The sequence below is a fragment of the Pseudomonas sp. NPDC077408 genome, assembly GCF_050269105.1.
GTDB lineage: Bacteria > Pseudomonadota > Gammaproteobacteria > Pseudomonadales > Pseudomonadaceae > Stutzerimonas.
This window is the reverse complement of the sequence record NZ_JBNNHS010000003.1, coordinates 603,236-625,074: the sequence shown is the minus strand read 5'-3', so window position 1 is coordinate 625,074 and position 21,839 is coordinate 603,236. Positions and strand designations below refer to the sequence as shown.

At 60.1% G+C, this 21,839-nt stretch carries 15 protein-coding genes and 1 pseudogene; 8 read left to right on the top strand and 8 right to left on the bottom strand.

Annotation, left to right across the window (positions count from 1 at the left end):
- Window positions 1–77: 77 nt before the first annotated feature.
- Window positions 78–410: pseudogene (locus ACQKEK_RS12035) on the bottom strand (PAS domain-containing protein); the annotation flags it as partial.
- A 234-nt stretch (window positions 411–644) separates the two neighbouring features.
- The gene (gene acnA / locus ACQKEK_RS12030; RefSeq protein ID WP_499142789.1) at window positions 645–3,320 is read right to left on the bottom strand and encodes an aconitate hydratase AcnA; all 2,676 of its coding nucleotides are present in this window, start codon (window positions 3,318–3,320) and stop codon (window positions 645–647) included.
- Between the two features lie 309 nt (window positions 3,321–3,629).
- On the opposite strand from acnA, the gene rlmM reads away from it, so the two are divergent.
- Both rlmM and tusA read left to right on the top strand, forming a co-directional pair.
- The gene (rlmM, locus tag ACQKEK_RS12025; protein ID WP_499142787.1) at window positions 3,630–4,679 is read left to right on the top strand and encodes a 23S rRNA (cytidine(2498)-2'-O)-methyltransferase RlmM; all 1,050 of its coding nucleotides are present in this window, start codon (window positions 3,630–3,632) and stop codon (window positions 4,677–4,679) included.
- 54 nt (window positions 4,680–4,733) lie between these two features.
- Window positions 4,734–4,985: a sulfurtransferase TusA gene (gene tusA / locus ACQKEK_RS12020; RefSeq protein ID WP_045427723.1), complete on the top strand. Its 252-nt coding sequence runs from the start codon at window positions 4,734–4,736 to the stop codon at window positions 4,983–4,985.
- A gap of 27 nt (window positions 4,986–5,012) precedes the next feature.
- Here the strand turns inward: tusA and ACQKEK_RS12015 are convergent, their stop codons facing one another.
- The 3 genes from ACQKEK_RS12015 to coxB are packed head-to-tail and all read right to left on the bottom strand — an operon-like array spanning window position 5,013 to window position 8,793.
- Window positions 5,013–5,372: a hypothetical protein gene (locus ACQKEK_RS12015; RefSeq protein WP_216706843.1), complete on the bottom strand. Its 360-nt coding sequence runs from the start codon at window positions 5,370–5,372 to the stop codon at window positions 5,013–5,015.
- Window positions 5,372–7,903 carry a cytochrome c oxidase subunit I gene (gene ctaD, locus ACQKEK_RS12010; RefSeq protein ID WP_499142785.1) on the bottom strand — a complete coding sequence of 844 codons (2,532 nt, stop codon included), beginning with the start codon at window positions 7,901–7,903 and terminating at the stop codon, window positions 5,372–5,374. The genes ACQKEK_RS12015 and ctaD overlap by 1 nt, the downstream gene beginning before the upstream one ends.
- On the bottom strand, window positions 7,900–8,793 hold the full coding sequence (coxB, locus tag ACQKEK_RS12005; RefSeq protein WP_499142957.1) for a cytochrome c oxidase subunit II: 894 nt from the start codon (window positions 8,791–8,793) through the stop codon (window positions 7,900–7,902). Before coxB ends, ctaD begins: the two co-directional genes overlap by 4 nt.
- A 144-nt stretch (window positions 8,794–8,937) precedes the next feature.
- Between coxB and ACQKEK_RS12000 the strand changes: the two genes are divergently transcribed.
- Window positions 8,938–9,402 (top strand): DUF2231 domain-containing protein, encoded by a 465-nt coding sequence (locus tag ACQKEK_RS12000; RefSeq protein ID WP_019339276.1) that lies wholly within the window; start codon window positions 8,938–8,940, stop codon window positions 9,400–9,402.
- Window positions 9,403–9,476: 74 nt separating this feature from the next.
- Here ACQKEK_RS12000 and ACQKEK_RS11995 read toward each other — a convergent pair whose 3' ends face one another.
- Complete coding sequence (locus ACQKEK_RS11995; protein ID WP_046161169.1) at window positions 9,477–9,890, bottom strand: CopD family protein; 414 nt, start codon at window positions 9,888–9,890, stop codon at window positions 9,477–9,479.
- Between the two features lie 119 nt (window positions 9,891–10,009).
- A complete protein-coding gene (locus ACQKEK_RS11990) occupies window positions 10,010–10,891 on the bottom strand; it encodes an ion transporter (RefSeq protein ID WP_499142783.1) in 882 nt (293 codons plus the stop codon).
- A gap of 233 nt (window positions 10,892–11,124) precedes the next feature.
- On the opposite strand from ACQKEK_RS11990, the gene moaA reads away from it, so the two are divergent.
- From moaA to ligA, 4 genes are all read left to right on the top strand, one after another.
- Window positions 11,125–12,120 (top strand): GTP 3',8-cyclase MoaA, encoded by a 996-nt coding sequence (gene moaA, locus ACQKEK_RS11985; RefSeq protein ID WP_499142781.1) that lies wholly within the window; start codon window positions 11,125–11,127, stop codon window positions 12,118–12,120.
- Window positions 12,121–12,576: 456 nt separating this feature from the next.
- Window positions 12,577–16,065 carry a chromosome segregation protein SMC gene (smc, locus tag ACQKEK_RS11980; protein ID WP_499142779.1) on the top strand — a complete coding sequence of 1,163 codons (3,489 nt, stop codon included), beginning with the start codon at window positions 12,577–12,579 and terminating at the stop codon, window positions 16,063–16,065.
- A 182-nt stretch (window positions 16,066–16,247) separates the two neighbouring features.
- Window positions 16,248–17,066, top strand: a complete 819-nt coding sequence (zipA, locus tag ACQKEK_RS11975; protein ID WP_128121370.1) for a cell division protein ZipA — start codon at window positions 16,248–16,250, stop codon at window positions 17,064–17,066.
- Between the two features lie 334 nt (window positions 17,067–17,400).
- Entirely contained in the window at window positions 17,401–19,767 is a 2,367-nt protein-coding gene (ligA, locus tag ACQKEK_RS11970) for an NAD-dependent DNA ligase LigA (RefSeq protein WP_499142777.1), read from the top strand.
- A gap of 153 nt (window positions 19,768–19,920) precedes the next feature.
- Here the strand turns inward: ligA and queD are convergent, their stop codons facing one another.
- Window positions 19,921–20,277: a 6-carboxytetrahydropterin synthase QueD gene (gene queD, locus ACQKEK_RS11965; protein ID WP_499142775.1), complete on the bottom strand. Its 357-nt coding sequence runs from the start codon at window positions 20,275–20,277 to the stop codon at window positions 19,921–19,923.
- A gap of 181 nt (window positions 20,278–20,458) precedes the next feature.
- On the opposite strand from queD, the gene ACQKEK_RS11960 reads away from it, so the two are divergent.
- Window positions 20,459–21,775 (top strand): Na+/H+ antiporter family protein, encoded by a 1,317-nt coding sequence (locus tag ACQKEK_RS11960; protein WP_499142773.1) that lies wholly within the window; start codon window positions 20,459–20,461, stop codon window positions 21,773–21,775.
- The last annotated feature ends 64 nt before the right edge of the window (window positions 21,776–21,839 follow it).

Sequence of the window (21,839 nt, the reverse complement as noted above, 5' to 3'; positions counted from 1 at the left end):
CCTGCGTTGAGTCGTGCATAGAGCGCTTCGGCACGCCCGACTTGTTCGCGCGTTGGCTTGGTGCGGACCGACTCATACCCGATGACCTTGCGCTGAACATCCAGCACCGGCGTGACATAAGCGTTGACCCAGTAGTGGTCACCATTATTTCGCCGATTCTTGACGATCCCCATCCAAGGCTTGCCCTCCTTGAGCGTAGTCCACATATGAGCGAAAACCGCCGAAGGGACGTCAGGATGGCGAATCAGGTTGTGCGGCGCCCCGATCAGATCGCCACGTTCAAAACCGCTGACTTCCGCAAAGATATCGTTGCAGTAGGTAATGGTGCCGGTGAGATCGGTGGTTGAGATCAACCGTTGCTGATCGGGAAATGCATACTCGCGCTGGGTGACGGGCTGGTTGTTTCGCATGAGGGGTACGCCTGGCAGTCGAGTGGCCGTAGCCACATGTATCGTCCTGGTCCGGCCGTTTGATCGGCATCTTCAGCGTGATGTCAATTTGACGTCAAATCTGTGACCAGTGTGCTGAGCATCGTAACGGCTGATTTACCAAGGACTTAAGCGTCAACCCGACAATCGGATGAAATAAAAAACCCGCTACAGGCTCTGCAGCGGGTTTCGTGTGGCGCGGTAGCGGCTCGCCGATCAACCTTCGATCAATTGGCGAAGCACAAAGTGCAGAATGCCGCCGGCCTTGAAGTACTCCACTTCATTGAGCGTGTCGATACGGCACAGGACCTGGAAGCTGTCACGTGCACCGTCGGCGCGCTCGATGTCGACGGTCAGCAGTTCGCGGGGCTTGATGTCCGCGCTCAGACCTCTGATCGATAGTTTTTCGTTGCCGGTCAGACCCAGCGATTGCCGAGTCTGGTCGCCTACGAACTGCAACGCCAATACACCCATGCCGATCAGGTTCGACCGATGGATACGCTCGAAGCTTTCAGCAATAACGGCTTTCACGCCTAGCAGGTTGGTGCCTTTGGCGGCCCAGTCGCGGCTGGAACCGGTGCCGTACTCCTTGCCGGCAATGACCACCAGCGGCACGCCTTCAGCCTGGTAGCGCATGGCGGCGTCATAAATCGACATGCGATCCCCGTTTGGCTGGTACAGCGTGTTTCCGCCTTCCTCGCCGCCGAGCATCTCGTTCTTGATGCGGATGTTGGCGAAGGTGCCACGCATCATCACTTCATGGTTACCGCGGCGGGAACCATAGGAGTTGAAGTCCTCTGGTTGCACGCCCAGCTCCTGAAGATAAACACCGGCCGGGGAGCTGGCCTTGATGTTGCCTGCTGGGGAAATGTGGTCAGTGGTGATGGAATCGCCGAATAGGGCCAGGATCCGCGCATTCTCGACGTCAGCAGGCGGCGTCAGGGGTTGCCCGATGTCTTCGAAGAACGGCGGGTTCTGCACGTAGCTGGAGTTGTTGTTCCATGTATAGGTGTCGCCTTCGGTGAACTCGATGGACTGCCAGTGCTCGTCGCCACTGAACACATCGGCGTAGCGCGTGCGGAACATCTGTCCGTCGATCTTGCTGACCGCTTCGTCCACCTCCGCGCTGGTCGGCCAGATGTCCTTGAGATAGACCGGCTGGTTCTGTTTGTCGTAGCCGATCGGATCCTTGTCCATGTTGATCCGCGTGGTGCCGGCCAGGGCGAAAGCCACTACCAGTGGCGGCGAAGCCAGCCAATTGGCTTTGACCAGCGGATGCACGCGGCCTTCGAAGTTGCGGTTGCCGGATAACACCGAGGACACCACCAGATCATTGTCGGTGATGGCCTGGCCAATGGCGTCAGGCAGTGGGCCGGAGTTGCCAATGCAGGTGGTGCACCCGTAGCCGACCAGATTGAAGCCAAGCTGGTCGAGGTAGGTGGTCAACCCAGCGCGTTCAAGGTAATCGGTGACGACCTTGGAGCCTGGGGCGAGCGAGGACTTCACCCATGGCGCTCGCTGCAAGCCACGCTCCAGCGCTTTCTTAGCCACCAGGCCTGCGGCCATCAGCACGTTCGGGTTGGAGGTGTTGGTGCAAGAGGTGATCGCTGCAATGACCACAGCGCCATGCTTGAGGCCGTATTCTTCGCCGGTAACCGGGAACGATGAGTCGATCTGTTGCGTCTTGCCGCTGGTTTCCAGGAGCAGATCGAAATTTGCACCGATATCGCCTAGCGTTACCCTGTCCTGCGGACGCTTCGGGCCGGCCAGCGATGGTTTGACTTCGGCCAGATCCAGCTCCAACGTGGCGGTAAACACCGGGTCCGGCGAGTTGGTGTCGCGCCACATGCCCTGAGCCTTGCTATAAGCCTCGACCAGGGCGATACGGTCTTCGTCACGCCCGGTCAGCCGCAGGTAGTCGATGGTTATCTGGTCGACCGGGAAGAAGCCGCAGGTCGCACCATATTCCGGCGCCATGTTGCCGATTGTCGCGCGGTCGGCGAGGGGGAGGTGATCCAGGCCGGGACCGAAAAACTCGACGAACTTGCCCACTACGCCGTGCTTACGCAGGATCTGCGTCACGGTCAGCACCAGATCGGTGGCCGTCACGCCTTCGTTGAGCTTACCGGTCAGGCGCATGCCGATCACTTCCGGGATCAGCATCGAAACTGGTTGGCCGAGCATCGCCGCTTCCGCCTCGATGCCGCCTACGCCCCAACCCAGCACGCCAAGGCCGTTAATCATGGTGGTGTGTGAGTCGGTGCCGACCAGGGTGTCAGGGTAGGCAATGGTTTCGCCGTTCTCTTCCTTGGTCCAGACGACTTGGCCTAGATATTCCAAATTCACCTGGTGACAGATTCCGGTGCCCGGCGGTACCACGCGGAAATTGTCGAAGGCCTGTTGGCCCCAGCGCAGAAACTCGTAACGTTCACCGTTGCGCTGCATCTCGATATCGACGTTCTGCTCGAACGCCTTGTCGGTACCGAAGCGGTCGACCATCACCGAGTGGTCGATTACCAGATCCACCGGCGACAACGGGTTGATCCGCTGTGGGTCGGCACCGGCACGGGAAACCGCATCTCGCATGGCAGTCAGATCGACCACGGCGGGCACGCCGGTAAAGTCCTGCATCAATACACGTGCCGGGCGGTACTGGATCTCTCGTTCGGAGGTATGCGTCTTAAGCCACACCGCCAGCGAGTTGAAGTCATCGGCGCGAACCGTCACGTCATCTTCCCAGCGCAGCAGGTTTTCCAGCAGCACCTTGAGCGAGGTCGGCAAACGGCTGATATCGCCGAGCTGCTTCGCCGCTTCGGGGAGGCTGTAGTAGTGGTAGGTTTTGCCGTTAACGTCGAGGCTGCGACGGCAATTCAGGCTGTCCAGGGATGGCATTGGTCTCTCCTTGTGCCCGCACGGCCGGGCTGATTGAGTCGGGAGCGTTCTTTAGAACCTAGCCCCTGGCGAAAGGGTTCGCCACGAAACTGGCCGCCAATCGAAATGGCGAAAAGTGCGAGAGTCGGGCCGCGACAGCGTGTTCGCAGCGGCCTAAAGGCGCTGCTTGCCGGGGCGCAAACGACTCCTGCAACTGTTCACTGGACCGAACCAGCAAGCCCGTGGTTCCCCACTCGGCTATCATGTGCGGCTTTTGTCGTAGGGGGTGCTGGCGCCGATGCGCTTTGCGCCGCTTATAGGGTTCGTATCATGAATACATTGCTGCTGCATTGCCGCCCCGGTTTCGAGAACGAGGTGTGCGCCGAAATCAGCGACCAGGCCGCTCGCCTCGATGTGGCCGGCTACGCCAAGGCCAAAGCCGACAGTGCCTGTGCCGAGTTCATTTGCCACGACGCGGCAGGACCAGAGCGCATGATGCGTGGTGCGCGGTTCGCTCGGCTGATATTTCCCCGGCAGTGGGCGCGCGGCGAATGGCTGGCGCTGCCGGAAACCGACCGGATCGGTGTGTTGCTCGAACGCCTCAAATCAATGCCGGTGTGCGGCAGCCTGTGGCTGGAAGTACTGGACACCAATGATGGCAAGGAGCTTTCCAACTTCTGCCGAAAATTTGAGGGCCCGTTGCGTAAGGCGCTGGAAAAGGCCGGCAGATTGAAGGAGGGCGGTCAGGGGCCGCGCCTGTTGCTTACGTTCAAGAGCGGTCGTGAGGTCTTTGTTGGCCTGGCCGAGGCGGATAACAGCGCTATGTGGCCGATGGGTATCCCTCGGCTGAAATTCCCCCGCCAGGCGCCGAGTCGTTCGACTTTGAAACTCGAGGAGGCGTGGCACCATTTTATTCCTCGCGATCAGTGGGATGAGCGCTTGGCCCCAGGCATGACAGCCGTTGACCTCGGCGCCTCCCCGGGCGGCTGGACTTGGCAGCTGGTCAACCGGGAAATCGAGGTAATGGCGGTGGACAACGGGCCAATGAACGAAGAGCTCCTCGAGTCCGGTCTGGTCGGGCATTACCGGGCGGATGGCTTTGCCTTCCGCCCCAAGCGCCCTGTGAATTGGATGGTTTGCGACATCGTCGAGAAGCCCGCAAAGAATGCCGCGTTGCTCGAAACCTGGATCGGCGAAGGCTTGTGCCGTGAGGCTGTGGTCAACCTGAAGCTTCCAATGAAACAGCGCTACGCCGAGGTGAAGCGGCTCTTGGAACGCATCGCCGACGGGCTTGCCGAACGAGGAGTGAAGGCGAGCATCGGCTGCAAGCAGCTATACCATGACCGCGAGGAAGTGACTTGCCATCTGCGTCGGTTGTAAACCCTGCCGCCTGCTTCTGGCGTGACAATACCGTCCTGTTTTCTGGAGCCTTTGATGTCTCGAACTACCGAACTGTCCGCTGATGCGCTGCTCGATGCCAGCGGCCTCAACTGCCCTGAGCCGGTCATGATGCTGCACAACAAGGTGCGCGATCTGCCGGCGGGCGACGTCTTGAAAGTCATTGCGACCGATCCATCGACCCAGCGCGATATTCCCAAGTTTTGCGTGTTTCTGGGCCACGAGCTGGTCGACCAGCAGGCTGACGACGGCACTTATCTGTACTGGATCCGCAAGAAGCTCGACTGAACGCCTCGCAATATACGAGCGCCTCGTTCAGACGCAGGGAGGCAGAAACACCAGCTGCATGCCGACGAAGACCGTCGCCAACGCCGCGATGAAGTGAATCCCGGACGACACCTTGAGCACGAAAACCTGCCGATCATTTAGATCGTTGGGTTCGTGTGCCAGCTTCCAGGTCCGGCGCCCTAGCCACAGCAGCAGCACAATCACCAGCACCGTGAACAGGCCGAAGCTTGCGTTCAGCCAGTTGAATACTCCCTGGCTGGGGTCCGGTGGCGCGATGCCGCAGACCACCGCGTGCGATGCGTACATGGCGGCGAACCAGAGGCTCCAGATGGTCAGCCCAAACGGAATCTGAATGGGATGAAAGACGGACGTGCGGTTGTACTTCATCAGGCACCTCCCCACGCATTCGGGAACAGGACAATCGCGGCGTATGCGCTCCATATCACGCCAAGGTTGTAGTACCAGAGCTGCTCGACGACCACCACTTCATAGGGCGCTTTGTCGCCAACGTAGCCGTACATCACCCGCAGGGTCTGCAGCAGCGTGAGAATCGTCGCCAGCCCGCAATGAATCAGGCCGTAGGCCAGAATCACGAAGACCACCGCGTCGTGCGCCGTCTCAGTCACCTTCAGGTTCGCCGTCAGCAGTAGCCACAGCAACATTGCCCACTGCACGGCGCCTATCGCCGTGATGGCGCCGAGGTTGAGCATCAACTGTCCGCCGCTTCCCCGGCGCAACCGGCCGGGCACGAGTCGCATCCACATCGTCCCGATCGTCAGCAGCACGGCACTTGCGAGCATCAGCCAGCCGTTCAGGTCGGAATGCTCCGGTACCATCCATTCGGGTGAGACTGTCCACAGGTAGAACCAGCCGAACAGCAACGACAAGTAAAGGGTGCCATTGGCCAGTAGGGTGACGCCCATTCCCCAGAGGCCGGGTCCGTCAAAGGTCCGCGAATGCAGCGGTGGCTCGCCAGGTTGCGTTTGCGCATCGGGCGCGGCGGCGGGGTGGGCACCGTTCTCCCAGGACCAGCGGAACAGCACTATCAACGTGGCGACCGTAGCGATCAGCGCGACCCAGTAGAACTTGTTCAGCAGGCTCAGGCAGAGCACCGCCAGAAACACCGAAGCCACGAATGGCCACCAACTGTTGCCGGGTAAATGAATGATTTCGCGGACTTTGCCGCTCAGCGGATCCGAGCCCCAGGTTTCACGACGACCATGGTCGATAGCCTTCAAGGAATGCTCGGCCCGGGCGATGCTGTGGGGCAGGTCGGGATCTTTCCATAGCGGATGACGGTCGGTGATGTCTGGCAAGCTGACGAAGTTGTACGGGCTCGGCGGCAGGCACGTGGCCCACTCCAGGGTGTCGGCATTCCAGGGGTTGGTTTTTGCCGGTTGACCGAAGCGGAAGTGCAGCACGATATCCAGCAAAATGGTGCCGATGCCGATGGCCATGATGAAGCTGCCGATCGAGGAAATCAGGTTGGGCAGGTCCCACCCCAGACCGGTGTCGTAGGTGTAGACCCGTCGCGGCATGCCGATCAGGCCAGTCCAGTGCATGATCAGGAACGTGGTGTTGAAGCCGATGAACACCAGCCAGAAGCCCCAACGGCCCAGGCGCACAGAGGGCATACGGCCGGAGAAGTGCGGCAGCCAATAGTAGAGCCCGGCCATCAACGGAAAGAACATCCCGCCCACCAGCACGTAATGCATGTGCGCGACGATGAAGTGGGTGTCATGCACCTGCCAGTCGAAGGGCACTAGCGCCACCATCACCCCGGTCAGGCCACCACAGACGAATACGATCAGGAAGCCGACCAGCCAGAGCATGGGCACGTGGTACACCGGTTTTCCCAGCCATAACGTCGCGATCCAGGCAAAGATCTGCACACCAGTGGGTATTGCTACGAGCATGCTCGCCGCGGAGAAGAACCCCAGCGCCAATGCCGGAATGCCGACGGTGAACATGTGATGCACCCACAAACCAAAACTCAGGAATCCGGTGGTCAGCACGCCGAGCACCACCCAGCGATACCCCACCAGTGGTCGCTGACAAAACACCGGTAGCAGGGTCGAGACGATGCCGGCCCCGGGCAAGAAGATGATGTACACCTCCGGATGGCCGAACAGCCAGAAGAGGTGTTGCCAGAGCACCGGGTCGCCGCCTTTGGACGCATCGAAAAAGGGCAGGCCGGCTGCACGTTCCAGCTCCAGCAGAATGCTGCCCAGGATCAGGGGCGGGAAGCCGAACACGATCATCAACGCCATGACCAGGATGTACCAGGCGTACAGCGGCATCTTGTGCAGCGCCATGCCATTGGTGCGCGTGCGCAGGATCGAGACCACCAGTTCGACGCCAGCACTGACCGCTGAGATCTCCACAAAGGTGATGCCGAGCAGCCAGAAGTCCGAGTTGACGCCCGGCATGTGTGCCGAACTCGACAGCGGCGTATACATGAACCAGCCTGCTTTCGGCGCGACGCCGAGAAACACGCTGGACAACAGGATGATGCCGCCGAACAGGTAGCAGAAGTAGCCGAGTGACGAAAGGCGCGGAAAGATCAGGTCTCGTGCGCCGATCATCTTCGGGATCAGGTAGACCGCCAGGCCCTCCATCATTGGCACGGCGAAGAGGAACATCATCACCGAGCCGTGCATGGTGAAGACCTGGTTGTAAACCTCCGGCTCCATCAGCACATAACCGGGCAGGGCCAGTTGTGTGCGGATGAGCATGGCCATCAGCCCGCCAATCAAAAAGAACACGGCGCCGGTGACCAGAAAACGCAGGCCAATCGTGGTGTGGTTGACAATGGTCAGCGCGCGCCAGCCGCGTGGATTACCCCAGACTTCGTTGAACTGGTCGTGCAGTTGATCCGGATCCGTGCTGGGTTTGCTGCTTTGGTCGAGTTGAGTCATGGAGCGAGCGTCTCCAGCCAGTCGGCAATCTGATCGAGGGTTTGCGGCGGAACGTCGTCATGCGCGGGCATACCGTTGCCGAATTTGAGCGTCTTGTGTTCACGGAGCCACTGACGCAATCCGTCATGGTCGTTGTCGATCACGCCCGCGCCGAGGCTTGGCCGTGTGGCAAGGTCTGAGAGGTCCGGCGCGCGACTGCCGTTGCTGATCCCCGCGACACGGTGGCACTGACCGCAGCGCTCATCGAATACCTGGCCGGCTTCGCCCGGTGCGCGCTGGGTAAAGCTGAGGTTCTGCCGCGCTGCGATCCAGTTGTTGAAACCTGCATCGTCCAGCGCTTCGACATGCAGCTTCATGTGCGCGTGTTGCAAACCGCAGAATTCCGAACACTGACCGTGGAAGACGCCGGTATGACCTGCCTGCAGGCGAATGACGTTGGTGCGTCCTGGGATCATGTCCATTTTGCCGCCGAGTCGCGGAATCCAGAACGAATGGATGACGTCGGCACTGGTGACGTTTACGTCTATCAGCCGTCCCGCCGGGATGATCAGCTGGTTCGCGGTGGTGACGCCGCTGTCCGGGTAGTGCACCTCCCACCACCATTGGTGACCAGTGACCTCAATCTTCAACGGCTGCTGACCCTCGACCGGCAACGGCATCATGCTGCGCCCCGTGGGGATACCGAAGATCAGCAGAACAACGATGCTCAGGCTCGGCAGCACGATACCGCCGCCAATGACCCAGCGTCGGTTGATCCTCACTGCCTGTTCTTTGCTGGTCTCCCGCGGCTTGCGTGCCAGGGCATAGATCCAGATGGCGCTGACCGCGACCAGCACCAGCGTGGCGAAGGCAAACATGCCCCACCAGACATGAGCGATCTGGCGTGCCATATGACTGGCTGGGTTGAGCGATGACAGCGGACCGCCGCAGGCAGTCAATAAAGGAACTGACAGCGCCAGCGTGGTCCATTTCAAGAGGTTGCCGGCTCGTCTGGCTTGGCTGCCTACTCCCGAAAAATGCTGCCGGAGCGTCGAATGGCCCGATACAGAGACTCCATCCACAGCCGCGCTGCGATAGCCGGCCACCCGCTGCACCCGATGCTGATCCACTTTCCGGTTGCCGCACTGACCGGCTTGCTGCCGGTTGATCTCGCGCACCTCTGGACCCTTGACGACTTCTGGTGGCGTGCCGGCTTGTGGCTGTCCGGTGTGGGTGCACTGGGTGGCTGGGTCGCCAGCATTTTTGGTTTGATCGATCTGGTGACCGTGCGTGAGATCCGTCAGAAGATCACGGCGTGGTGTCATGCGATCCTCGCCGTGATGATGTTGTCGCTGGCTTCGCTGAATTGGCTGCTGCGTTACCAGAACGATGCCCAAAGCATGCAGCTCTGGGCGCTGTACCTGTCGGCGATCACTGCCGTGCTGATTTCCCTCGCGGCGTATCTCGGCGGCCGGCTGGTCTACGAGCATGCTGTCGGGGTCGATCTGGATAAGGTCTGATCCAGAATAAGACGGGGCTTGGGATCGTTCGGTCATGGGCATCTTCGAGTTGATCGAGCGGTTCGGGGCATGGTCTAAAAAGGCTTCGCCAGCACTAGCCAAAGCGTCGCGGTGATAAACGTTGCGGCGACTACGCCGAGAAAACGACAACGAATGCTGACGCTCTGCTCAGGCGCGCGCTCAACATGCAGCACCAATACGCCGCACAAGGCGTGGCAGAGCACCATCCCGGCCACGGTGCTGAGTTTGACGATCAGCCAGCCGGCGACCAGGCCCTGGCTCAGAAACAGGGCCGTACCCGAGCCGATGGCGACCAGGGCGGCCGGCGTTCCGATCAGGTTGAACACCATGCGCGTCAGATGGGCATGGTCACGGTAGAAGAGTGGGTCACTGCGTCGAGTGCCCGCGGCGATTAGCGCCGGCAGGTAGAGCAGGGTGCCGCACCAGCAGAGCAAGCCCGCGAAGTGCACCAGTTTGAGCAAGGGCATGCATGTCTCCGTCCAGCCCGCGGCAAGTCAGTGGTTGTGACAACCTCGTGCCGGAGCGGTTCGGAGCATGTGGGGGATAGCGTGTCGATGAGACACAGGGCCAGCCGACATATAGCGATTCAGTCGCTCTGCCGCTCCAAGGAGCCCTGGCTACGGTCGCTGTCAGGATCATTGCGTTTGAACAATTGGGTGCCACAGCGGCTGCAGAAAGCCGCGTTTGCTTCGTGGCTCAGCTTTTCACATGTTGGGCAGCGCTGCTGAAGGCTATCTGAACGCATGGCCGTCGCCAGTTCGGCAGTGAAGATACCGGTGGGCACCGCGATGATCGAATAACCCGTGATCATCACCAGACTGGCGACCGCTTTGCCCAGCGGAGTTTGCGGCACGATGTCGCCGAACCCAACGGTCGTAATGGTCACGATTGCCCAGTAAATACTGATCGGAATGCTGGTAAAGCCCCTAGATGGCCCTTCGATTACGTACATCAGGGTGCCGAACACCAGCACCATGGTGCTGACGCTGAGTAGAAAGACGATGATCTTCTGCTTGCTGCCGCGCAGCGCGACCATTAAGAAATTTGCCTGGCTCAGGTACTGCGTCAGCTTGAGCACGCGAAAGACGCGCAACATGCGGATGGCGCGAACCACCAACAGGTATTCGGCGTCGGGGAACAGCAACGCAATGAACGCAGGGACCACCGAAAGCAAATCGATTGCGCCATAGAAGCTGAAAATGTACTTGCGCGGCTCGGGATGGCAATAGATCCGGACCAGATACTCGATGAGGAAAACGCCGGTGAACAGCCATTCAAGACCGTCCAACAGGCCACCGTAGCGGTCGCTGTAGAGTGCAACGCTGTCCAACATCACCACGACCAGACTGGCGAAAATGACCACCAGCAGCCAAGTGTCGAAGCGCTTTCCAGCAGGCGTATTAGTAAAGAAGATGATGATATAAAGGCGTTCTCGCCAGTTCATCGATCGGAGGGCGTCGTTGTCCATGTGCGGCTCCCGGCAAAACTCGAGCGCGAAGTATCCCCGAGTTCGATCGGCGCGCAAAAGGATGGTTGCACTGGACCCTGTTTGCACCCTGATCAAGGTGTTCCGGCAAGCGGCTTGCCAGGTGAGTGAATTGTTCCCGCTTGTCTCGGGTCAACCGTTCAGCCCGGAGACTTTGCTCCCTCTGGCGTTCGGTAATAGTCTTAGCCTCGCGCATCAAGCCGCTGGAGAGCGAAATGCCAGATTCGAAGTTGGTCGACCCATTCGGCCGACGCATCACCTACCTCAGATTATCAGTCACCGACCGGTGCGATTTTCGTTGCACCTACTGCATGAGCGAGGACATGGTCTTCGCACCGCGCGCTCAGATCCTCACGCTGGAAGAGCTCTATGCGGTGGCTGATGCGTTTATCAGCCTGGGCGTCAAGCGTATCCGTGTGACTGGTGGCGAGCCGCTGGTGCGCAAGGGATTACCGAGCTTGCTGAGTCGTCTGGGTGCCCGTGAAGAGCTGGAAGATTTGTCGATCACGACCAACGGCTCGCAACTGACGACCCTCGCGCCCGTGCTTCGTGATGCTGGCGTCAAGCGTTTGAATGTCAGTCTGGACTCGCTCAAGCGTGAACGTTTCGCTGAACTCACGCGCCGCGACATGCTTGCGCAGGTGGTCGCAGGCATTGATGCTGCCCGCAATGCCGGATTCGACCGAATCAAGCTCAACAGCGTGATCCAAAAAGGCCGTAACGACGATGAAGTCCTGGATCTGGTGAATTTCGCCGTCGAGCGCGGGCTGGATATCAGTTTTATCGAGGAAATGCCGCTGGGCAACGTCTCCAGCCATGAGCGCGAGATTACTTTCTGCTCCAGCGAGGAGGTGCGCGAGCGTATCGAAGCCGGCCACCAGCTGGTACGAAGCAGCCACACCACCGGAGGCCCGTCACGCTATTGGCAAGTCGCCGGAAGCGATACCCAGGTGGGCTTCATTTCGCCTCATAGCAACAATTTTTGTGGCAGTTGCAACCGGGTACGCGTCACCGCCGAAGGCAAACTGGTGCTTTGCCTCGGTCACGAAGGCGCGCTGGATCTCAAGACGTTGATGCGTCGCCACCCGGGCGACAGTGAGCGGCTGCGCCAGGCGCTGGTCAATGCGCTGCAGCTCAAACCCGAAAAACATGAATTCCGCACCGACGAGCAGGTCCAGGTCGTGCGGTTCATGAGCATGACGGGCGGTTGAGGCAGCCGGCATCGCAGACCGACAGTAGGGTGGGCTTCAGCCCACCTGATAGGGCTAGCATGGGCCCGACGGCGCCCACGTCATACATCGTTATCGGTGGGCTGAAGCCCACCCCGCGTCGCGCTTGATGCCCGGACCACTCGTAGGGTGGATGATGCTTTTCTCATCCATCGTGGCCCATCACCCATTCCTACCGACCCGCAGTTGAGATGGCTGTAAGGCTGGGTCGAGCAACGCTTCGCTTCAGGCCGCCTTATCCTTCATTGTTGGTGGGCTGAAGCCCACCCTACGTCCAGCCTGCAAGGTCGAGATAGCTGCACTGCTACGCAGGATGCGGTAAAAGCGGCGTGATAGACTCCGCGGCCTTATGCCAGCACCCACCCGACTCCAGGACTTCCGATGTTCACGGCGACTCTGCTTGTTCATCCCTACGCTGACTGCCACGGATAGGCCTCCATGCGTCTGAAAAGCATCAAGCTTGCCGGCTTCAAGTCCTTCGTCGATCCCACCACGGTCAGCTTTCCCAGCAACATGGCGGCGGTGGTCGGCCCCAATGGTTGCGGAAAGTCCAACATCATCGATGCCGTGCGCTGGGTGATGGGTGAAAGCTCGGCGAAGAACCTGCGCGGCGAGTCGATGACCGATGTCATCTTCAACGGCTCGAACACCCGCAAGCCAGTGACCCAGGCCAGCATCGAACTGATCTTCGATAACTCGGACGGTACGTTGCTGGGCGAATACGCGGCGTTCACAGAAATCTCTATCCGCCGGCGGGTCACGCGTGACGCTCAGAACACTTATTTTCTCAACGGGGTGAAATGTCGTCGGCGCGACATCACCGACATCTTTCTGGGTACCGGGCTGGGGCCACGCAGCTATTCGATCATCGAGCAAGGCATGATCTCCAAGCTGATCGAGGCCAAGCCGGAAGACCTGCGTAACTTCATCGAAGAGGCGGCCGGCATCTCCAAATACAAGGAGCGCCGCCGCGAAACCGAAACTCGTATCCGCCGCACACATGAAAACCTGGCTCGCCTGACCGATCTGCGGGAAGAGCTGGAACGTCAGCTGGAGCGCTTGCATCGTCAGGCGCAGTCGGCGGAGAAATATCAGGAGTACAAAGCCGAGGAGCGCCAGCTGAAGGCCCAGCTGTCGGCGTTGCGCTGGCAGGCTTTGAACGAGCAGGTCGGCCAACGCGAGCAAGTGATCGGCGATCAGGAGGTCAGTTTCGAGGCGTTGATAGCTGAACAGCGCAACGCCGACGCCAGCATCGAGCGCTTGCGCGACGGCCACCATGATCTGTCGGAGCGCTTCAATCTGGTCCAGGGCCGCTTCTATTCCGTCGGCGGCGATATCGCTCGGGTCGAGCAGAGCATTCAGCATGGTCAACAGCGCTTGCGTCAGTTGCAAGACGATCTGCGCGAAGCCGAGCGAGCCCGGCTGGAAACTGAATCCCACCTGGGGCATGACCGCACCGTGCTCGCCACGCTTGGCGAAGAGTTGGCCATGCTCGAGCCGGAGCAGGAAATTGCAGGCGCGACGGCCGAAGAATCTGCCGCCCAGCTCGAAGAAGCCGAGGCGGCAATGCAGCTCTGGCAAGAACAGTGGGAGCGGTTCAACCAGCAGAGCGCCGAGCCGCGCCAGGCGGCGGAAGTCCAGCAGTCGCGCATCCAGCAACTGGAACAAAGCCTAGAGCGCTTGGCAGAACGTCAGAGACGCCTTGAGGACGAGCGCGCCTCGCTCGCCGGCGATCCAGAGGACGCCGCGGTGGCCGAGATAAGTGAGCAGCTGGCCATTGGCGAGCTGAGTCTGGAAGAGCTATCCGCGGCGCAAGAACAAACCGAGCAACAGCTAGAGCTGCTCCGCGAGCAACTGCAGCAGGCAAGTCGCACCGAGCAGGAAGCGCTAGGCCAGTTGCAGCGTATGGGTGGCCGCATCGCTTCGCTTGAGGCCTTGCAGCAGGCTGCCATGGACCCGGGGAAAGGTGTTTCCGATTGGCTGCATGAGCGAGGGCTCGACCAGCGACCGCGTCTGGCCGAAGGGCTTCGCGTAGAGCCGGGTTGGGAGCTGGCGGTCGAGACCGTGCTGGGCGCAGATCTGCAAGCCGTGCTGCTGGATAGCTTCGACGAACTGGACCTGAATGGCTTCGAGCAGGGCGATCTGCGTCTGGTCAGCGCCACGCAGCGTGCCGGCGTGATCAGCGGAGGCCTGTTGGATAAAGTCGAGTCCACTGTGGACCTCTCGCCTTGGCTCGGCCGGGTGCGCACTGTGGACGACCTCGATCAAGCGTTGGCTGCACGTGGCTCACTCGGTGATGGCGACAGTCTGATCAGTCGTGATGGCTATTGGGTTGGTCGACATTTTCTAAGAATCAGACGGGCTGGAGAGGCCGAGTCCGGAGTGCTGGCGCGCGGCCATGAACTGGCGCGGTTGCAAGCCGAACGTGATGAGTGCGAGGCGAGTCTTGAGCAGTTGACGGAGCAACTCAGCCAGCTGCGCGAGGCACAACGCGAACAGGAGGAGTGCCGGGAACAGCAGCGCCGTCAGCATCAGGATCTGTCTCGTCAGCATGGCGAATTGAACGCTCGCCTGTCGGCCAGCCAGGCCAGGCTGGAACAGTTGAGCTTGCGTTGCCGCCGGCTGGACGAAGAGCTTGTCGTGCTTTCCGAGCAGCGCGTGTTGGAAACCGAGCAACTGGGCGAGTCGCGCCTGCATCTGCAAGATGCGCTCGACGCAATGGCCGCCGATACCGATCAGCGCGAGTCGCTGTTGGCAAGCCGTGACGGCATTCGCGAGCAGTTGGACCGGGTTCGCCAGGAAGCGCGGCAGCACAAGGATCACGCACATCAACTGGCTGTCCGAATCGGTTCGCTAAGAGCCCAGCATGATTCGATCCGCCAAGCTCTCGAGCGTCTTGAGCAGCAATTCGAGCGCGCCGTCGAGCGTCGTGAACAACTGAGTCTTAATCTGGAGGAGGGCGAGGCGCCACTCGAAGAGCTGCGCATCAAGCTCGAGGAGCTTCTGGAGCGGCGCATGGGCGTTGAAGACGAGCTCAAGCTGGCACGCTTGGCCCTCGAAGATGCTGATCGCGAATTGCGAGATGCCGAGAAGCGCCGAACCCAGGCCGAGCAGCAGGCGCAGTTGCTGCGTGGCCAGCTGGAGCAGCAGCGGATGGACTGGCAGGCCCTTAGCGTTCGGCGTAAGACGGTACAGGACCAGTTGCATGAGGAGGGCTTCGATCTGCATGGCGTACTGGCGACGCTGCCCGCCGAGGCCGGCGAGGCCGAGTGGGAAGTCGAACTCGAGCGTCTGGGTGCCCGTATCCAGCGTCTCGGGCCGATCAACCTCGCGGCGATCGATGAATATCAGCAGCAATCGGAACGTAAACGCTACCTCGACGCACAGAACGACGACCTTGCCGAAGCGCTCGATACGCTGGAAAACGTCATTCGCAAGATCGACAAGGAAACGCGAAATCGCTTCAAGGAGACGTTTGATCAGATCAACAGTGGTCTGCAGGCGCTTTTCCCAAAGGTTTTCGGCGGCGGCAACGCTTATCTGGAACTTACCGGGGAAGATTTACTCGATACCGGGGTGGCGATCATGGCGCGACCACCCGGGAAGAAGAACAGCACCATCCACCTGCTGTCTGGCGGTGAGAAGGCACTGACCGCGCTGGCATTGGTGTTTGCGATCTTTCAGCTCAACCCGGCACCGTTTTGCATGCTGGACGAAGTGGACGCGCCTTTGGACGACGCTAACGTCGGGCGCTATGCGCGTCTGGTCAAGGAGATGTCGGAAAAGGTGCAGTTCATTTACATCACGCACAACAAGATTGCGATGGAAATGGCTGACCAGCTGATGGGAGTCACCATGCACGAGCCAGGCTGTTCAAGGCTGGTCGCGGTTGATGTGGAGCAGGCGGTGGCGCTCGTGGAAGCTTGAGGGGCGCTCGGTTTAAAGCGCAGTGGAAGGTGTTCATCGACCAATAAAAGAGCCGCGCCGGGCGGTGCAAATCTACCGTTCGTCGTGATAGTTTAGAGCGCAATTTTTACGATGCGCAGATGAGCCTGTTCAGCGGCTGTGAATCTGCGTCTTTATCATCGATTTCAGGGGTTCAAGCATTAATGGATATCGGTCTGCGCGAGTGGCTGATCGTCATCGGCATCATTGTCATCGCCGGCATTCTTTTTGACGGCTGGCGGCGGATGCGTGGTAGCAAGGGTAAGTTGAAATTCAAGCTGGACAGCAATATCACGAGCAATCTTCCCGATGAAGACGAGTCGAACGAATTGTTGGGCCCGCCGCGTGTCGTGAGTCGAAACAACGAGCCCTCACTGGACGAAACGGATCTTCCGCCAATGAGCGCACGTGAGACCGGTAAGCGTCGCACCGCAGAACCACGCCAAGGCGACCTGCATTTTTCCAGCGATGATGCTCCGGTCCCTACGCTGCTTGACCCGGTAGCGGATGATGAAAACAAACTCAGCGAGCCCAATGAGGACCTGCCTCCGGTAGAGGAAGTGCTGGTCATCAATGTGATATCCCGCGATTCGCATGGCTTCCGTGGTCCCGCTCTGCTGCAGAACATTCTCGAAAGCGGTTTGCGCTTTGGCGAGATGGACATCTTCCATCGCCACGAGAGCATGGCGGGTAACGGTGAAGTGCTGTTCTCTATGGCTAATGCGGTCAAGCCTGGAACCTTCGATCTGGACGACATTGACCATTTCACTACGCCAGCCGTGAGCTTCTTCCTCGGTCTGCCCGGTCCGCGCCATCCGAAACAGGCGTTCGATGTCATGGTCGCCGCTGCTCGGAAGTTGTCGCAGGAGCTGAACGGCGAACTCAAGGATGATCAGCGCAGCGTGCTGACGGCGCAGACCATCGAACACTATCGCCAGCGCATCGTCGATTACGAACGCAGGCAGATGACGGCTAAGCGTTGATCCAGAAAACCGCTCCCAGGAGCGGTTTTTTTTAGGGTATTGATCCGTCTGGCCTCATCCAGCCTCGTAGGGTTGGCTTCAGCCCACCGAAGCCTTTTCGCTTAGCTCGGATGGTGGCCGAAGCCATCCCGGCCAAAGATGACTCTGATTTCGCCTCTAAGTAGTCTTCGAAGACAAACCGATCTGCAGATATCGGTCACGCCTCCGACCCCCTCCCGCCCGGTGCTCCATGCCATCACGCAAACAGGCTAAAATCCTGCGCAGAACATCAACTTAAGGTCGACCGGCGCGCTGCTTCTCGTCGGTCCAGCCTGCAGCTATGGCCTCACATACCATGACGTCCGCCCAGACCGCCGCACAACGCATTGCCGAACTTCGCAGCGAAATCGACGCCCACAACTACCGGTATTACGTGCTCGACGAGCCCAGCGTTCCCGACGCTGAATATGACCGCCTGTTCAATGAACTCAAAGCACTCGAAGCCGAGCATCCTGAGCTGGTCAGCCCGGACTCGCCTACCCAGCGCGTCGGCGGCGCGGCGTTGGCGGCCTTCGGCCAGGTCCGCCATGAGATGCCAATGCTCAGCCTGGGTAATGCATTCGAAGAACAGGACCTGATCGACTTCGATCGTCGCGCCCATGAAGGTCTGGACCTACCTTCAGGCGACCTGTTCGGCGGTGGCGTCGAGCTGGAATACAGCTGCGAGCCCAAGCTCGACGGTCTGGCCGTAAGCCTGCTTTACGAAAACGGCAAGCTGGTGCGAGGTGCGACTCGCGGGGATGGCAGCACCGGGGAGGACATCAGCGCAAACGTACGCACAGTGCGCAATATTCCGCTGAAGCTCCATGGCGACGGCTGGCCCGCGGTGTTGGAAGTGCGTGGCGAGATCTACATGCCCAAGGCAGGCTTTGAGGCGTTGAACGCACGTCAGCTGGAGGCGGGTAACAAGCCGTTTGCCAACCCGCGAAACGCCGCTGCGGGCAGCCTGCGCCAGCTGGATTCGAAGATAACCGCCAACCGCCCTCTGGAGCTCTGTGCCTATGGCGTAGGCCGCAGCGACGGTGATTTGCCTGGTACCCATATCGGCATCCTCGAGGCGCTCAAGGGCTGGGGCTTGCCGATCAGCCGAGAGCTCAAGCTGGCCAAAGGCGTGCAGCAGTGCCGCGACTACTACCAGGCCATTGGGGCGAAGCGCGACGCGCTGCCTTATGAAATCGACGGCGTGGTGTTCAAGGTCAACTCGACGGCTCAGCAACGCGAGCTGGGCTTTCGTGCTCGCGAGCCACGTTGGGCGATCGCGCACAAATTCCCGGCACGAGAAGAAGTGACCGAACTGCTCGATGTGGAGTTTCAGGTCGGCCGCACCGGCGCCATCACCCCGGTTGCACGGCTGCAGCCGGTACAGGTCGCCGGCGTGACGGTATCCAATGCCACACTGCACAACATGGATGAGGTCGCCCGGCTGGGCGTCATGATCGGCGATACGGTGATCGTGCGTCGCGCCGGTGATGTCATTCCGCAGATCCTTGGGGTCATTCCGGAGCGCCGGCCCGACAGTGCGCGTGCCGTGCATGTGCCGGAGCATTGTCCAGTTTGCGGCTCGGCCGTCGAACGCACCCAGCTGATCAAGCGTAGCAAGGGGCGGGAATCGGTAAGTGAAGGCTCGATCTATCGTTGCGTTGGCCGTCTGGCCTGTCAGGCTCAGCTCAAGCAGGCGATCATTCATTTCGTCTCCCGCCGGGCCATGGACATTGATGGCCTGGGTGACAAGATTGTCGAGCAGTTAGTCGATGCAGGGCTGGTCAGTTCGCCGGCGGATCTCTACTGCCTGAGCTTTGAGCAGGTTTTGGCATTGGAGGGCTTCGCCGAGGTTTCGAGCCGCAATCTGCTCAAGGCGATCGACGCCAGCCGCTCGCCGTCCCTAGCGCGCTTCGTCTTTGCCCTGGGTATCCCAGATGTTGGCGAAGGCACTGCAAAATTGCTGGCGCGTGCCTTGGGGTCGCTGGATCGCATCAGTCGAGCATTGCCCGATGTGCTGGTCTATCTGCCGGATATCGGCTTGGAAGTCGCACACGAAATTCACAGCTTCTTCAACGATGAGCATAACCAATCCGTCATCGCGCAGTTGCGCACGCGCGGTGTGCAGCTGCAGGAAGAGGGCGACGTGCATCCTGAGTTCGCCGCCTGTGCGACGCTCGCCGGGTTGCTCGACAAGCTGAATATCCCCTTTATTGCCGCCACCGGCGCCCAACGTCTCGCCGATCGTTTCGGCAGTCTGCAAAACATTATCGAAGCCGATTGGCTGGACCTGCGTCAGGTTGAACGGCTCAACGAAAAGGCGGCCCGCGCACTGCGCGACTATTTCGACGACCCGGCAAATGCTGCGCGCGCTCGTGCCATCGAAGCCCAGCTGAAGGAATTCGGCATGCATTGGGAGAGCGAAAGAAAGGCCGCGGAAGGCTTGCCGCTGGCCGGCCAGACTTGGGTGCTGACGGGCACGCTGGAAACCATGAGCCGGGACGACGCCAAGGCAAGGCTGGAAGCATTGGGCGCAAAAGTTTCAGGCTCAGTCTCGGCGAAGACAAGTGTCGTGGTGGCTGGGCCGGGCGCCGGCTCCAAGTTGGCAAAAGCCAACGAACTGGGTCTTGAAGTGGATGACGAAGCGTCGTTTCTAAAGCGCCTTGCCAGCCTCGAAAGCTAGTCTTCAATCGGTGCGCGGCTGGGGCCTGCATGGCAGGTCCCGCTACGTGGCCATGGACGCGAAGGTCACGCTGGTTTGCCAACGAGGCGCCATTTGCTGACTGATTTACCTGCCCGGTGAAGCGGGCAAAACAGCGCTGACTAGGCCGTGCGCTTACTGGCCGCGGTATTCGCAGCCACTGGTGCAGGTTTCATGGATGCGTATCCGCGAGAGCTCCGGTAATAACGGCTTCAGCTCGTTCCAGATCCATATCGCGAGATTTTCGCTGGTCGGGTTGTCGAGGCCCGGCAGATCGTTCAGATAGTGGTGGTCGAGTCGTTCGTAGATCGGGTTGAAGATCTGCTTGATCTCGCTGAAATCGCGGATCCAGCCTGTTTGGGCGTTTAACTCGCCCTCGAGATAAATCGCGACTCGGAACGAGTGCCCGTGCAAACGGCCACACTTGTGCCCCTCGGGTACGTGGGGCAAGCGGTGGGCGGACTCGAAGGTGAACTCTTTGAATATTTCCACTGGTGCATCCGGATAAGGGCGAAAGGCGGCATTCTACTGCTTTGTACTCACCTGTCGTTGCTGGACAGCAGCCTGCCAGGTGCAACTTCACCGCTGCTTGCGCGGCGCTTTTGACACTCCCTTGAGCTTGGGGCACAGTGCCCGGCTTTTTATCGGCGTTCGCCGCTTTCGGGGAGTTGAAATGAATGCAGTGGTAGCGGCAGTCGGCATCATGCTGATTCTTAGCCTGTGCAGGGTCCATGTGGTGGTGGCGCTGATTGCGGGCGCTCTTGCTGGCGGCGTTTTGGGTGGATTGGGGCTGGAAGGGACCCTCGCCGCGTTCAACAAGGGGCTGGGTGGCGGCGCGACGGTAGCGCTTTCCTACGCTTTGCTGGGTGCGTTCGCTGTTGCGATCGGCAAGAGCGGGTTGGCCCATGCGCTGGCTGATCGTGCACTGGCCATGGTAGGCAAACGCGAATCGGAGTCGGCTGGAGCCGTGAAGTGGTTGATGATCGGGCTGCTGCTGGCGGTCGCTGTGTCGTCGCAGAATATCCTGCCGATCCATATCGCCTTCATCCCGCTACTGGTGCCGCCGTTGCTCTACGTGCTGAGCAAACTGCAGATCGACAGACGTCTGATTGCTTGCGTACTGGCGTTCGGTCTGGTCACACCCTACATGTTCCTGCCGGTGGGCTTCGGCAGCATCTTTCTGCATGAGATTCTGCTGGCGAACGTAGCCAAGAGCGGTGCTGACATCGCTGGAATCAACGTCAGCCAGGCCATGCTGATTCCAGCTATCGGCATGCTGACCGGGCTGCTGATCGCCATGTTCAGCTATCGCAAGTCGCGAACGTACGACCTGACCAAAGTCGACCAGTCGAAGGCAATCAGTGTCAGCTACAGCCCGCTGACCTTGTTGGTTGCAGGGCTAGCGGTCGCAGCCGCTTTTATTGTTCAGCTGTGGTTGGACTCGATGATCATCGGTGCGCTGGTCGGGTTCGTGACGTTTTCCGTATCTGGCGTGGTGCGCTGGAAGGAGGCCGATGACCTGTTTACCGAAGGCATGAAGATGATGGCCATGATTGGCTTCATCATGATTGCCGCAGCGGGATTTGCCGAAGTGATGCGCGAGACCGGCGAGGTAAAAACCCTTGTCGATGCGTCTGCAGCCTGGATTGGTAACAGTAAGGCCGTCGGCGCGCTGCTGATGCTACTGGTGGGGTTGCTGGTCACCATCGGAATCGGTTCCTCTTTCTCGACAGTACCGATCATCGCAGCGATCTTCGTTCCGCTCGGGTTGGAGCTCGGCTTCAGTCCGCTGGCGATCGTCAGTCTTGTGGGCACGGCTGGAGCGCTCGGAGATGCCGGCTCGCCAGCATCAGACTCGACCCTTGGCCCAACCGCCGGGTTGAATGCTGATGGCCAGCACAACCATATCTGGGACACTGTGGTGCCGACCTTCCTGCACTACAATCTGCCGCTACTTGCATTCGGCTGGATGGCCGCGATGACGCTCTAACGCTTCCCGGGTGCCGCACGCGTCGTTGTTGCAACGGCGCGTTCACTCCATATCTATCAGCACT

Bases quoted from the DNA above. Each gene is read 5' to 3' on its own strand.
- acnA (WP_499142789.1), bottom strand. From the start codon at position 3,320: ATGCCATCCCTGGACAGCCTGAATTGCCGTCGCAGCCTCGACGTTAAC.
- rlmM (WP_499142787.1), top strand. From the start codon at position 3,630: ATGAATACATTGCTGCTGCATTGCCGCCCCGGTTTCGAGAACGAGGTG.
- tusA (WP_045427723.1), top strand. From the start codon at position 4,734: ATGTCTCGAACTACCGAACTGTCCGCTGATGCGCTGCTCGATGCCAGC.
- ACQKEK_RS12015 (WP_216706843.1), bottom strand. From the start codon at position 5,372: ATGAAGTACAACCGCACGTCCGTCTTTCATCCCATTCAGATTCCGTTT.
- ctaD (WP_499142785.1), bottom strand. From the start codon at position 7,903: ATGACTCAACTCGACCAAAGCAGCAAACCCAGCACGGATCCGGATCAA.
- coxB (WP_499142957.1), bottom strand. From the start codon at position 8,793: ATGGCACGCCAGATCGCTCATGTCTGGTGGGGCATGTTTGCCTTCGCC.
- ACQKEK_RS12000 (WP_019339276.1), top strand. From the start codon at position 8,938: ATGGCCCGATACAGAGACTCCATCCACAGCCGCGCTGCGATAGCCGGC.
- ACQKEK_RS11995 (WP_046161169.1), bottom strand. From the start codon at position 9,890: ATGCCCTTGCTCAAACTGGTGCACTTCGCGGGCTTGCTCTGCTGGTGC.
- ACQKEK_RS11990 (WP_499142783.1), bottom strand. From the start codon at position 10,891: ATGGACAACGACGCCCTCCGATCGATGAACTGGCGAGAACGCCTTTAT.
- moaA (WP_499142781.1), top strand. From the start codon at position 11,125: ATGCCAGATTCGAAGTTGGTCGACCCATTCGGCCGACGCATCACCTAC.
- smc (WP_499142779.1), top strand. From the start codon at position 12,577: ATGCGTCTGAAAAGCATCAAGCTTGCCGGCTTCAAGTCCTTCGTCGAT.
- zipA (WP_128121370.1), top strand. From the start codon at position 16,248: ATGGATATCGGTCTGCGCGAGTGGCTGATCGTCATCGGCATCATTGTC.
- ligA (WP_499142777.1), top strand. From the start codon at position 17,401: ATGACGTCCGCCCAGACCGCCGCACAACGCATTGCCGAACTTCGCAGC.
- ACQKEK_RS11960 (WP_499142773.1), top strand. From the start codon at position 20,459: ATGAATGCAGTGGTAGCGGCAGTCGGCATCATGCTGATTCTTAGCCTG.